Source organism: Pseudomonas fluorescens (assembly GCF_001307275.1).
In the GTDB taxonomy this organism is placed as follows: Bacteria; Pseudomonadota; Gammaproteobacteria; order Pseudomonadales; family Pseudomonadaceae; genus Aquipseudomonas; species Aquipseudomonas fluorescens_AA.
The window spans coordinates 391,347-403,567 of sequence record NZ_CP012831.1 but is presented as its reverse complement, the minus strand read 5'-3'; the positions used below and the strand labels follow the sequence as shown (position 1 = coordinate 403,567).

Sequence of the window (12,221 nt, the reverse complement as noted above, 5' to 3'; positions counted from 1 at the left end):
ATTCCATGACATACAAATCCCTGGGGCTGGCAGCCCTGTTGGTGATGTCCGTAACGACACTGGCAGGTTGTGAACAGGCTGAAAAAAGTGCCCAGCAACTGATGGGACAGGCAGCGGAAACCGCCAAGCAGGCCATCGACGAGACCCACAAGGCCGCCGAACAGGCGATCAGCGAAGCCACCGGTGGCTTGATCAGCCCGAAGAAAGAGCCGGCGGACGAAGCTGACGAAACACAAACCCCTACCAAAACCATCTAACGCGTCACATCAGTCAGGACTGACCCATGGATTATCTTTTACAGCTCGCCGCCAGCCCCACCGCGTGGATTGCCCTGGCGACTCTGGTCGTGATGGAAATCGTGCTAGGCATCGATAACCTGATCTTCATTTCGATTCTGACCAACAAGCTGCCCGTACAGCATCGTGCCAAGGCTCGGCGGATCGGTATCGGCATGGCGCTGATCCTGCGCCTGGGCTTGTTGAGCACCATTGCCTTCATTGTGCAGTTGACCGAACCGGTCATCGAAATCCTGGGCCAGGCGTTCTCCTGGAAAGACATGATCCTGATCGCCGGTGGCCTGTTCCTGCTGTGGAAAGCGACCACTGAAATCCACCACAGCATGGATCCTGCGCCAAATGATCCCAAGTCGGCCACGTCCGGCGTGACCCTGGGCTTTGCCGCGGCCATCGGTCAGATCCTGATGTTGGACCTGGTGTTCTCCATCGACAGCATCATCACCGCCGTGGGCATGACCGAGCATTTGCCGATCATGATCATCGCCGTCGTCGTATCGGTGCTGGTGATGCTGTTGGCGGCTGAACCGCTCGCCAAGTTCATCAATGACAACCCGACGGTGGTCATGCTGGCCCTGGGCTTCCTGATCATGATCGGCATGACGCTGATCGCCGAAGGCTTCGGCGCCCATGTACCGAAAGGCTATATCTATGCGGCCATGGCGTTCTCGGCGGCGATCGAGGTGTTGAACATGTTGTCCCGTCGGGCCAAGGAAAAGGCGCTGGCCGACAACGCCTGATTCCAGGCAGACAGAAGCCACCCGGGTCCAGGCCCGGGTGGCTTTTTTTATTTGAGCGTTATGGGTTTGAACGTGAAGGGTCAGTGTGCGGCGGCGTGGCGCCGGGCAGGTTTGGCGGCTTTTTCCGATGGCGCAGGTGGCGCATGATGATGGCGCCGAGCGATTCGAAGCACTCCCCACAGCATGGCCGTGGCTACGCTCAGCCAGCCGAATATCAGCATCAGGATTGTCGTGGTCAGGCTCATTCGTGCCTCCTTCTATCCCCGGTTCGGGATATCGCACCCAGTACAATGGACAGTCTAGTCGCTCAAGTGTTGCAACTGATCGATCCATGGCGTTGGGGTTCGGATCGGTTCGTTCTATTGCCGCCGTAAAACGATGCTTATCACTATACCCAGGGCTGTGCGCACCTTATGATCGTCGACCCAAGCCCGGCCCGGATGCCGGGTGCCTGAACAAGAGAGTCGTCATGTCGCCGGTCATTTCATCGTTTCGATCACTGGTACTGGCGGTGTCCTGCCTCGTCGCCCTGGCGGGTTGCGCGGGCAGCGTATCGCCGCAGATCCAGCGCCTGCCCGAGCGGGTGGAGCTCAATAGCGTGCCGTTCTACCGTGGCGAAATGTACCAGGGGGCTCCGCAGTCCCTGGCCGCCTTATTGACGTTGCAAGGCACTGTGATCACCCCGGGGTTGTTGGAAAAACCATTGCACCTGCCCGGTGGCGAAGCCGATTTGCAGCAGAATATGCCCACCCTGGCACGAGAGTACGGGCTGCTGGTGTATCCCCTGGACGCCAAGCTGCCTGCGCTGTTGGAGCAGGTCGCGGCGGGCTATCCGGTGCTGGTGCGCTATATCGACGGTTCGGCGTTCTGGGCCGCGCCTCGGTATGGGATTCTCGCCGGCTACAACCGTCAGAAGCAGACGGTGTTGCTGCGTGCAGGCATGAACCGGCGGCAGTTGATGAGCTTCAGTGCCTTCGAGTCGGCCTTCCAGAGCGCCGGCGGCTGGGCGGTGCTGGTCCAGCGACCCACGCAGCTTCCCGCCAATGTCGACGCGCAGCGCTGGCTGAAAGCGGCGGCTGATCTGGGTGGGGCAGGGCAGGAGCAAGCCGCGGCGCGGGCCACCAAGGCCCTGGGCGCTGCGCATTGATCGAGCGTCCCGTTCGTCACTTGTCGGGCACGACCCCGCGGGCTTGAGGCTCTTATCGTCAGGGTTGGGGATTTTTCCGACCGTGATTGGAGGAGGCACGCATGGCACAGTCGAAAACACCTACGGGGCCACATTCATCAGAGCATTCCAGCGGTGATGACCTGGGGTTCGATCCGGATTCGCCGGACCTTGAGGATCCCCAGGTCGACCCGGTAGGGCCGGCCAAGGCGCCCCTGGACAAGAAGGATGAGCGCAAGCCCAAACCCTATGATCCGCTGGGTGACTTGAAGCCATAAATAACCTGTGGGAGCAAAGCTTGCTCGCGATGGTGGCAGGCCAGTCAACGGCATTGTCGACTGGCCTATCCCTATCGCGAGCAAGCTTTGCTCCCACAGTTTTGTGCCGTTGAATTATTTGGAGGCTTCCACCACGCCACTCTGGCGGCTCTTGAGATTCTTGGCGGCCTTGTATTGCAGGGCCACCGCGGGCACGGCGGCGCTTTTTCCGGTTTCCACCCAGCTACGAATCCGGCTGGCATCAGCGAAGTGCGTGTACTTGCCAAAGGCGTCGAGGATCACCAGCGCCATCGGGCGATTGCCCATTTTCGTCACCAGCACCAGGCAGTGGCCGGCCTGGTTGGTGAAGCCGGTCTTGGTCAACTGGATATCCCAGTTGGCCTTGTGGACCAAGTGGTCGGTGTTGCGAAATCCCAGGCTGTACACAGGCTTGCGGAAGGTAACGGTCTTTTCCTTGGTCGTACTCAGTTCGCTCAGCAGTGGGTACTTGCGGGCGGCGATCAACAGCTTGGTCAGGTCCCGGGCGGTGGAGACGTTGTTGATCGACAGGCCCGTGGGTTCGACGTAATGAGTGCTGGTCATGCCCAATGCCTTGGCCTTGGCGTTCATGGCGGCAATGAATGCCGCATAGCCGCCCGGATAGTGGTGGGCGAGGCTGGCGGCGGCGCGGTTTTCCGAAGACATCAGGGCGATCAGCAGTACGTCCCGGCGCGACAGTTCGCTGTTGAGCTTGACCCGGGAAAACACGCCCTTCATCTCTGGGGTGTTGGCGATGGTGATGGAAATGTATTCATCCAGGTTCTGTTTGGCATCCAGCACAATCAGGCCGGTCATCAACTTGGTCACCGAAGCGATAGGCACCACCACGTCCGGGTTGCTCGAATAAACGACTTTATCCGTCTGCAGGTCCAACAGCATCGCGCTGCCCGAGGCCACTTGCAGCTTGGCTGAATCCCGAGGGGCCGCGATGGTTTCCTGTGCAACGGCATTGTGCGTGATGAAGGGGCCTGTGAAAGCGATGAACAGGCTGATGATCGAAAGACGGATTTTCACGCGAGTAGACTCGATGGAGTTGAAGGTGCCGTTGAGCAACGACTTTTAAAGAAAACGTCGCATTTTAGGAGTATGGGCGATAGCAGCGCTATATGCCTGTATCGCCAAGGCTTGTGAATAAATAAAGTTTAATGAAGGGCGATTCTGGCGAATCGAATCTGAAAATCTTGTAGTTTGCGCGATCGATACCTGGCGGCTAAGTCCAGGCCCCGGAAACACCTGTGGGAGCGAGCTTGCTCGCGATGGCAGTGTGTCAGTCAACTTGGATGTTGGCCGGTCCACCGCTATCGCGAGCAAGCTCGCTCCCACAGGGTCTTTGTTGGCGCGTCGATCAGCTATGCAGCGTCTCGGCCGCGTACAACGTGTTTTCCAGCAGGCAGGCCCGGGTCATCGGGCCTACGCCGCCGGGTACCGGGGTGATCCAGCCAGCGCGGGGCAGGGCGGTCTCGTAGACCACGTCGCCCACCAGCTTGCCGTCGTCCTGGCGATTGATGCCCACGTCGATGACGATGGCGCCTTCCTTGATCCACTCGCCCCTGACCAGCCCGGGTTTGCCGGCGGCCACTACCACCAGGTCGGCACGGCCGACATGGCCGGCCAGGTCCTTGGTGAAGCGATGGGTCACGGTCACGGTGCAGCCGGCCAGCAGCAACTCCATGGCCATCGGGCGGCCGACGATGTTGGACGCCCCCACCACCACGGCATCGAGGCCATACAGGTCCACGCCAGTGCTTTCCAGCAAGGTCATGATGCCTTTGGGGGTGCAGGGACGAAGCAGTGGGATGCGTTGGGCCAGGCGGCCGACATTATAAGGATGGAAACCGTCGACATCTTTGTCCGGGCGGATACGCTCCAGCAGTTTGGAGGCGTCGAGGTGTTCAGGCAGCGGCAACTGGAGCAGAACACCGTCGATGTTCGGGTCGTCGTTCAGGCGATCGATCAGATCGGCCAACGCTTGCTGGGTGGTTTCGGAAGGCAGGTCGTAGGCCTGGGAAAGGAAGCCGACCTCTTCACAGTCTTTACGCTTGTGCGAGACATAAACCTGAGAGGCAGGATCGCTGCCGACCAGGATCACCGCAAGGCCGGGCGTACGCAGGCCTTGCTGGCGGCGCTCGGTGACTCGTTGGGCGATCTGCTGGCGCAGGCTGGCGGCGATCGATTTGCCGTCGATAAGTTGTGCAGTCATTGCGCGTGGTTAACCATCGAGAGGGGAAAAAAAGAGAACGCATTCTCGCATGCCGGGGCGTGAGGGCAAAGGCGCTTGGTCTGCAAATTCCCCTAACCCCTTTAATTAAATGAATTTTTTTTAAAAAAGAGTTGACGACCTATCAGGCCGTCTATAACATTCGTCGCACTTGTCGGGCACAGCCTAGCACTGGTTAAGAAGGTGGAGCGGAGTTGGTTGTTTCAACTCGGCAAAACTGAAAGCACTTAGTTTGTAATCGTCCAAGAATACAGATTAAAAAGGCGCCCGTAGCTCAGCTGGATAGAGCATCCGCCTTCTAAGCGGATGGTCGCAGGTTCGAGTCCTGCCGGGTGCGCCAATTAGGCAGCTTTGGCACAAGTAAGGCAACAAGGCAATATGGTGGGCGTAGCTCAGTTGGTAGAGCACGGGATTGTGACTCCCGTTGTCGTGGGTTCGATCCCCATCGTCCACCCCATATTCTAGAAAGGCGCCAGATCTAACAATCTGGCGCCTTTGCTTTAAAAGCTTGATACGCGGATGTGGTGGAATTGGTAGACACACTGGATTTAGGTTCCAGCGCCGCAAGGTGTGAGAGTTCGAGTCTCTCCGTCCGCACCATACAAGTGGCTATTTAAATAGCAGAAAACGGCGCAGTACCTGAAAGGGGCTGCGCCGTTTTTGTTTTCAGTGGTTCTGTGTTTGGCGTCGGTACTGTTTTTGCGGTTGTGCGCAGCGGTCGGTTTGTCACGAATGTGTTTCGTGATGATGCGCGGTATGCCCGTTGGTCTCCTTGTGGGGCGGGGCGCTGCGCGACCGGAGAAGCGGCTTCTATATATAGAAGCGTTGGCGCAGAGCCTTGGACTGAATCGACTGTATTTGCAATCCGGGTGGGGCATGACCGTTTGCCCCGCCCTAAATCCGGCGCCTGTTTCCAGCGCGTTTTCAGTAGGGTGACTTCTTGAGTTTGACCTACTAGAATGCATGCCCTTGATTCTGGGGTCGGAAACGCCCGGCCAACGTCTGTGCAACGAGGAATATCCATGCAAGTTTCTGTTGAAAATACTTCTGCTCTTGAGCGCCGCATGAGCATCACCGTGCCGGCTGAGCGCATCGAGACTCAGGTCAACAAGCGTCTGCAGCAGACTGCCCAAAAGGCCAAAATCCCAGGTTTCCGCCCAGGCAAAGTGCCAATGAGCGTGATCCGTCAGCGTTACGAAGCTGATGCGCGTCAGGAAGCCGTGGGCGACGTGATCCAGTCTTCGTTCTACGAAGCGGTCGTCGAGCAGAAGCTGAACCCGGCCGGCGCACCGTCCGTCGAGCCTAAAGTGCTGGAAAAAGGCAAGGACCTGGAATTCGTCGCCACGTTCGAAGTGTTCCCGGAGTTCACGGTTGCCGGTTTCGAGTCCATCGCTGTCGAGCGCCTGAGCGCTGACGTGTCGGATGCCGACCTGGACAAGATGCTGGACATCCTGCGCAAGCAGAACACCCGTTTCGAAGTGACCGAGCGTGCTGCCCAGAACGAAGACCAGTTGAACATCGATTTCGTCGGCAAGGTCGACGGTGAAGTGTTCGCTGGCGGTTCCGCCAAGGCCACCCAGCTGGTACTGGGCTCCGGTCGCATGATTCCTGGCTTCGAAGACGGCCTGGTTGGCGCCAAGGCCGGTGAAGAGCGCGTTCTGAACGTGACCTTCCCCGAGGATTACCAGAACCTGGACCTGGCTGGCAAAGCCGCCGAGTTCACCGTGACCGTCAACAGCGTTTCCGAGCCGAAACTGCCTGAGCTGAACGAAGAGTTCTTCGCCCAGTTCGGTATCAAGGAAACCGGTCTGGAAGGTTTCCGCACCGAAGTTCGCAAGAACATGGAGCGCGAGCTGCGCCAGGCCATCAAGTCCAAGGTCAAGAACCAGGTCATGGACGGTCTGCTGGCCTCCAACCCGATCGAAGTGCCAAAGGCCCTGCTGGACAACGAAGTGAACCGTCTGCGCGTGCAGGCTGTTCAGCAGTTCGGCGGCAACATCAAGCCGGACCAACTGCCGGCCGAGCTGTTCGAAGAGCAGGCCAAGCGCCGCGTCGTGCTGGGCCTGATCGTTGCCGAAGTGGTCAAGCAGTTCGAGCTCAAGCCTGACGAAGCCCGCGTTCGTGAGCTGATCCAGGAAATGGCCTCGGCCTATCAAGAGCCTGAGCAGGTCGTGTCCTGGTACTACAAGAACGACCAGCAACTGAACGAAGTCCGTTCGGTTGTGCTGGAAGAACAAGTTGTGGATACTGTTCTGCAGAAAGCTAGCGTGACCGATAAAGCGGTCTCTTACGAAGAAGCGGTCAAGCCGGTGGAAGCTCCACAAGCCGATTGATGGTTCTGCGGTAAGAAATAAACACCCATAAGCCAGCCTTCGTGCTGGCTTATGCGTATTCAAGACATAACTATTTGGGAGTGACTGCGAGACATGTCCCGCAATTCTTTTTATCAGCAGAGCTCTGACATCCAGGCCGCAGGCGGCCTGGTCCCGATGGTTATCGAGCAGTCCGCCCGCGGCGAACGTGCCTATGACATCTACTCGCGTCTGCTCAAGGAACGCGTCATCTTCCTGATCGGCCCCGTTGAAGACTACATGGCCAACCTGGTCGCGGCGCAGCTGTTGTTCCTTGAAGCGGAAAACCCGGACAAGGATATCCATCTGTACATCAACTCACCTGGCGGTTCGGTGACTGCGGGCATGTCGATCTACGACACCATGCAGTTCATCAAGCCTGACGTCTCCACCATCTGCATCGGTCAGGCCTGCAGCATGGGTGCCTTCCTGTTGGCCGGTGGCGCCGCGGGCAAGCGTCACTGCCTGCCTAACTCGCGGATGATGATTCACCAGCCATTGGGTGGTTTCCAGGGCCAGGCGTCGGATATCGACATCCATGCCAAGGAAATCCTCCACATTCGTTCGCGCCTGAACTCGTTGCTGGCTCATCACACTGGCCAGAGCCTCGAAACCATTGAGCGCGACACCGAACGTGACAACTTCATGAGCGCCGAGCGTGCAGCCGAATACGGCCTGATCGACTCTGTGATCAACAAGCGTCAAATGCCTGCCTAAGCCGCTCAAAATGCAGGTGGTTGGGATGACCGGCCGCCTGCGGGCTTGAAAAAGCCCGCAATTGCCTTCATCTTGTGTTGCAAGCCTATCGGATTTGGATCGATCGAATGACTGACACCCGCAACGGCGAGGACAACGGCAAACTGCTTTATTGCTCCTTCTGTGGCAAAAGCCAGCATGAAGTGCGCAAATTGATTGCCGGCCCCTCGGTCTTCATTTGCGACGAGTGCGTCGACCTGTGCAATGACATCATCCGCGAGGAGGTGCAGGAAGCCCAGGCCGAGAGCAGCGCGCATAAATTGCCTTCGCCTAAAGAAATCAGCGGCATCCTTGATCAGTATGTGATTGGTCAGGAACGTGCGAAAAAGGTACTGGCCGTAGCGGTGTACAACCACTACAAGCGCCTGAACCAGCGTGACAAAAAGAATGACGAGGTCGAACTCGGCAAGAGCAACATCCTGCTGATCGGCCCGACAGGCTCGGGTAAGACCCTGCTTGCCGAAACCCTGGCTCGTTTGCTGAACGTTCCGTTCACCATCGCCGACGCAACCACTCTCACCGAGGCGGGTTATGTAGGTGAAGATGTCGAGAACATCATTCAGAAGTTGTTGCAGAAGTGCGACTACGATGTGGAAAAAGCCCAGATGGGTATTGTCTACATCGATGAAATCGACAAGATTTCCCGCAAGTCCGACAACCCGTCCATCACCCGGGATGTTTCCGGTGAAGGCGTGCAGCAGGCCTTGCTCAAGTTGATCGAAGGTACGGTCGCTTCCGTTCCACCCCAAGGTGGTCGCAAGCATCCGCAGCAGGAATTCCTGCAGGTCGACACCCGTAACATCCTGTTCATCTGCGGTGGTGCGTTCTCCGGCCTGGAAAAGGTTATTCAAAACCGTTCCACCCGTGGTGGCATCGGTTTCAATGCCGAAGTACGCAGCAAGGAAGAGGGCAAGAAGGTCGGTGAGTCCCTGCGTGAAGTCGAGCCTGACGATCTGGTCAAGTTCGGTCTGATCCCGGAATTCGTCGGTCGTCTGCCAGTCCTGGCGACGCTGGATGAGTTGGATGAAGCGGCGTTGATGCAGATTCTGACCGAGCCGAAAAACGCCCTGACCAAGCAGTATGCCAAGCTGTTCGAAATGGAAGGTGTAGACCTGGAATTCCGTTCCGACGCGCTGAAATCGGTCGCCAAACGTGCCCTGGAGCGTAAGACCGGTGCCCGTGGGTTGCGCTCGATTCTCGAAGGCGTATTGCTCGACACGATGTATGAAATCCCCTCGCAGTCCGAGGTGAGTAAAGTCGTGATCGACGAAAGCGTTATAGAAGGCAAGTCCAAGCCACTGTATATCTATGAAAACAGTGAGCCGGCTGCCAAGGCCGCACCGGACGCATAAGCGTCCCGCTGCCGGAATAAAGAAGGGGCCTTCGGGCCCCTTTGCTTTTAGCGTGTTTTAGACGTGTCTTAGCGCTTGTTTTTTTTCAAGGCTGCCCCCATCTTGGTTTCAAGCTTACTTCCATCTGTTTCCGGCCCTAGGGCCGCCGTAGAGGCGAAATCATGAAGACAACCATCGAATTGCCTCTCCTGCCATTGCGCGATGTCGTGGTGTATCCGCACATGGTTATCCCGCTGTTCGTGGGGCGCGAGAAGTCCATCGAAGCCCTCGAGGCTGCGATGACGGGTGACAAGCAGATTCTTCTGCTGGCTCAGAGAAATCCAGCCGACGATGATCCCGGCGAAGACGCACTGTATCGCGTAGGTACGATTGCAACGGTTCTGCAATTGCTCAAGTTGCCCGACGGCACCGTCAAGGTCCTGGTCGAAGGCGAGCAGCGCGGGACTGTCGAACGTTTCAGCGAAGTGGACGGCCATTGCCGGGCCGAAGTGTCGCTGATCGAAGAAGTCGATGCGCCCGAGCGTGAATCAGAGGTGTTTGTCCGCAGCCTGCTGTCGCAGTTCGAACAATACGTGCAACTGGGCAAGAAGGTGCCTGCAGAGGTCCTGTCGTCGCTCAATAGCATTGACGAGCCTGGGCGGCTGGTCGATACGATGGCGGCCCACATGGCCCTCAAGATCGAGCAGAAGCAGGAAATCCTCGAGATTATCGACCTGTCTGCCCGTGTCGAGCACGTGTTGGCATTGCTCGACGGCGAGATCGATCTGTTGCAGGTCGAGAAACGCATTCGCGGTCGCGTCAAGAAGCAGATGGAGCGCAGCCAGCGCGAGTACTACCTGAATGAGCAGATGAAGGCCATTCAGAAAGAGCTGGGCGATGGCGACGAAGGTCACAACGAAATCGAAGAGCTGAAAAAGCGCATCGATGCCGCTGGCTTGCCCAAGGATGCCTTGGCCAAGGCTCAGGCTGAGTTGAACAAGCTCAAGCAAATGTCGCCGATGTCTGCCGAAGCCACCGTGGTGCGCTCCTACATCGACTGGCTGGTCCAGGTGCCGTGGAAAGCCCAGAGCAAGGTACGTCTGGACCTGGCGCGGGCTGAAGACATCCTCGACGCCGACCATTACGGCCTGGAAGAGGTCAAGGAGCGCATCCTCGAGTATCTCGCCGTACAGAAACGCGTGAAAAAGATTCGCGGCCCGGTCCTGTGCCTGGTCGGTCCTCCCGGGGTTGGTAAAACCTCCCTCGCGGAGTCGATTGCCCACGCGACCAACCGCAAATTCGTACGCATGGCCTTGGGTGGCGTGCGTGACGAGGCGGAAATTCGTGGTCATCGCCGGACCTACATCGGTTCGATGCCAGGAAGATTGATTCAAAAAATGACAAAGGTCGGCGTGCGCAATCCGCTGTTCCTTTTGGACGAAATCGACAAGATGGGCAGCGACATGCGCGGCGATCCCGCTTCTGCGTTGCTCGAAGTGCTCGATCCCGAGCAGAATCACAATTTCAACGATCACTACCTTGAGGTCGACTACGACCTGTCGGACGTGATGTTCCTCTGCACCTCCAACTCCATGAACATTCCGCCGGCATTGCTGGACCGGATGGAGGTGATTCGTCTACCGGGCTACACCGAGGACGAGAAGATCAACATCGCCGTGAAGTACCTTTCGCCCAAGCAGATCCAGGCCAACGGGCTGAAAAAAGGCGAGCTGGAATTCGACGAGGAAGCGATTCGCGACATCATCCGCTACTACACCCGCGAAGCCGGCGTGCGTGGCCTGGAGCGGCAGATTGCCAAGGTCTGCCGCAAGGCAGTCAAGGAACATGCGCTGGAAAAACGCTTCGCGGTCAAGGTCACTGCGGACCTGCTGGAGCACTTCCTGGGTGTGCGCAAGTTCCGCTACGGCCTGGCCGAGCAGCAGGACCAGATCGGCCAGGTGACTGGCCTGGCGTGGACTCAGGTCGGTGGTGAGTTGCTGACCATCGAAGCGGCCGTGGTACCGGGCAAGGGGCAACTGATCAAGACCGGTTCCCTGGGCGACGTGATGGTCGAGTCGATCACCGCGGCGCTGACGGTGGTGCGCAGTCGTGCCCGAAGCCTGGGCATTCCCCTGGACTTCCATGAGAAGCGCGACACACACATCCACATGCCTGAAGGGGCTACGCCCAAGGACGGTCCAAGCGCCGGTGTAGGCATGTGCACGGCCCTGGTCTCGGCATTGACCGGCATCCCGGTGCGCGCCGATGTCGCCATGACGGGTGAAATCACGCTGCGCGGCCAGGTCCTGGCGATTGGCGGCCTGAAGGAAAAACTGCTGGCGGCACACCGTGGCGGGATCAAGATCGTGATCATTCCCGAAGAGAATGTCCGCGATCTGAAGGAAATTCCTGACAACATCAAGCAAGATCTTCAGATCAAACCGGTTAAATGGATTGACGAGGTCCTGCAAATTGCGCTGCAATACGCGCCGGAGCCCTTGCCGGATGTGGCTCCTGAGATTGTCGCGAAGGAAGAAAAGCGAGAGTCTGACTCTAAGGAAAGAATTAGCACGCATTAATACGCATTGGCCTGGAGGGCCTTCCTTGACAGTTTTTTAGAGCCCTTGTTATAAAGCGGCTCTTAAGTGTCTGCAGGCCATTCAGCACTCGTTTTTGCTTTCACCAAAAAAACTTAGAATCATCTCAAATAGATATAAGGGGACTTAGAGTGAACAAGTCGGAACTGATTGATGCTATCGCTGCATCCGCTGATATCCCGAAAGCTGCTGCTGGCCGTGCGCTGGACGCTGTAATCGAATCCGTCACTGGCGCTCTCAAGGCTGGCGACTCCGTTGTTCTGGTTGGTTTCGGCACCTTCTCCGTGACCGATCGTCCTGCTCGTATCGGTCGCAACCCGCAGACCGGTAAGACGCTGGAAATCGCTGCTGCCAAAAAGCCAGGCTTCAAAGCTGGTAAAGCACTGAAAGAAGCCGTTAACTAAGGTTTCGTTGAGTTTATCCGGGTCGGGGTCATGCCTGGCTTGGCAGCGG

General features: G+C 57.8%; 12 protein-coding genes and 3 tRNA genes. 12 read left to right on the top strand and 3 right to left on the bottom strand.

Translation table 11 applies throughout. The features are described 5' to 3' along the window. The first annotated feature begins 5 nt into the window (after positions 1 to 5). Both AO356_RS01800 and AO356_RS01795 read left to right on the top strand, forming a co-directional pair. Positions 6 to 257, top strand: a complete 252-nt coding sequence (locus AO356_RS01800; protein ID WP_060738329.1) for a hypothetical protein — start codon at positions 6 to 8, stop codon at positions 255 to 257. Positions 258 to 283: 26 nt separating this feature from the next. Further along, entirely contained in the window at positions 284 to 1,033 is a 750-nt protein-coding gene (locus AO356_RS01795) for a TerC family protein (protein ID WP_060738328.1), read from the top strand. Between the two features lie 80 nt (positions 1,034 to 1,113). On the opposite strand, the gene AO356_RS32780 is transcribed toward AO356_RS01795, so the two are convergent. Further along, positions 1,114 to 1,278 (bottom strand): hypothetical protein, encoded by a 165-nt coding sequence (locus AO356_RS32780; protein WP_170842391.1) that lies wholly within the window; start codon positions 1,276 to 1,278, stop codon positions 1,114 to 1,116. Positions 1,279 to 1,502: 224 nt separating this feature from the next. On the opposite strand from AO356_RS32780, the gene AO356_RS01790 reads away from it, so the two are divergent. Both AO356_RS01790 and AO356_RS01785 read left to right on the top strand, forming a co-directional pair. After that, positions 1,503 to 2,180, top strand: coding sequence for a hypothetical protein (locus tag AO356_RS01790; RefSeq protein ID WP_060738327.1), 678 nt, complete (start codon positions 1,503 to 1,505; stop codon positions 2,178 to 2,180). Positions 2,181 to 2,281: 101 nt separating this feature from the next. Beyond that, positions 2,282 to 2,476, top strand: a complete 195-nt coding sequence (locus AO356_RS01785) for a DUF6021 family protein (RefSeq protein WP_060738326.1) — start codon at positions 2,282 to 2,284, stop codon at positions 2,474 to 2,476. 114 nt (positions 2,477 to 2,590) lie between these two features. On the opposite strand, the gene pbpG is transcribed toward AO356_RS01785, so the two are convergent. Both pbpG and folD read right to left on the bottom strand, forming a co-directional pair. Further along, on the bottom strand, positions 2,591 to 3,529 hold the full coding sequence (gene pbpG, locus AO356_RS01780; RefSeq protein WP_060738325.1) for a D-alanyl-D-alanine endopeptidase: 939 nt from the start codon (positions 3,527 to 3,529) through the stop codon (positions 2,591 to 2,593). Positions 3,530 to 3,860: 331 nt separating this feature from the next. Beyond that, positions 3,861 to 4,715 carry a bifunctional methylenetetrahydrofolate dehydrogenase/methenyltetrahydrofolate cyclohydrolase FolD gene (gene folD / locus AO356_RS01775; RefSeq protein ID WP_053120836.1) on the bottom strand — a complete coding sequence of 285 codons (855 nt, stop codon included), beginning with the start codon at positions 4,713 to 4,715 and terminating at the stop codon, positions 3,861 to 3,863. A 281-nt stretch (positions 4,716 to 4,996) separates the two neighbouring features. On the opposite strand from folD, the gene AO356_RS01770 reads away from it, so the two are divergent. The 8 genes from AO356_RS01770 (at position 4,997) to AO356_RS01735 (ending at position 12,172) form a co-directional block, all read left to right on the top strand. Further along, positions 4,997 to 5,073: transfer RNA gene (locus tag AO356_RS01770), tRNA-Arg, on the top strand. A 41-nt stretch (positions 5,074 to 5,114) separates the two neighbouring features. Next, positions 5,115 to 5,190: transfer RNA gene (locus AO356_RS01765), tRNA-His, on the top strand. 58 nt (positions 5,191 to 5,248) lie between these two features. Beyond that, positions 5,249 to 5,333, top strand: a tRNA-Leu gene (locus AO356_RS01760). A 422-nt stretch (positions 5,334 to 5,755) separates the two neighbouring features. Next, on the top strand, positions 5,756 to 7,066 hold the full coding sequence (gene tig, locus AO356_RS01755) for a trigger factor (RefSeq protein WP_060738324.1): 1,311 nt from the start codon (positions 5,756 to 5,758) through the stop codon (positions 7,064 to 7,066). 93 nt (positions 7,067 to 7,159) lie between these two features. After that, positions 7,160 to 7,801 carry an ATP-dependent Clp endopeptidase proteolytic subunit ClpP gene (gene clpP / locus AO356_RS01750; RefSeq protein WP_003183177.1) on the top strand — a complete coding sequence of 214 codons (642 nt, stop codon included), beginning with the start codon at positions 7,160 to 7,162 and terminating at the stop codon, positions 7,799 to 7,801. A gap of 107 nt (positions 7,802 to 7,908) precedes the next feature. Further along, a complete protein-coding gene (gene clpX, locus AO356_RS01745; RefSeq protein ID WP_024778305.1) occupies positions 7,909 to 9,192 on the top strand; it encodes an ATP-dependent Clp protease ATP-binding subunit ClpX in 1,284 nt (427 codons plus the stop codon). A 161-nt stretch (positions 9,193 to 9,353) separates the two neighbouring features. Beyond that, positions 9,354 to 11,750, top strand: a complete 2,397-nt coding sequence (gene lon, locus AO356_RS01740; protein ID WP_014339302.1) for an endopeptidase La — start codon at positions 9,354 to 9,356, stop codon at positions 11,748 to 11,750. Between the two features lie 149 nt (positions 11,751 to 11,899). Further along, the gene (locus AO356_RS01735) at positions 11,900 to 12,172 is read left to right on the top strand and encodes an HU family DNA-binding protein (RefSeq protein WP_002552737.1); all 273 of its coding nucleotides are present in this window, start codon (positions 11,900 to 11,902) and stop codon (positions 12,170 to 12,172) included. The last annotated feature ends 49 nt before the right edge of the window (positions 12,173 to 12,221 follow it).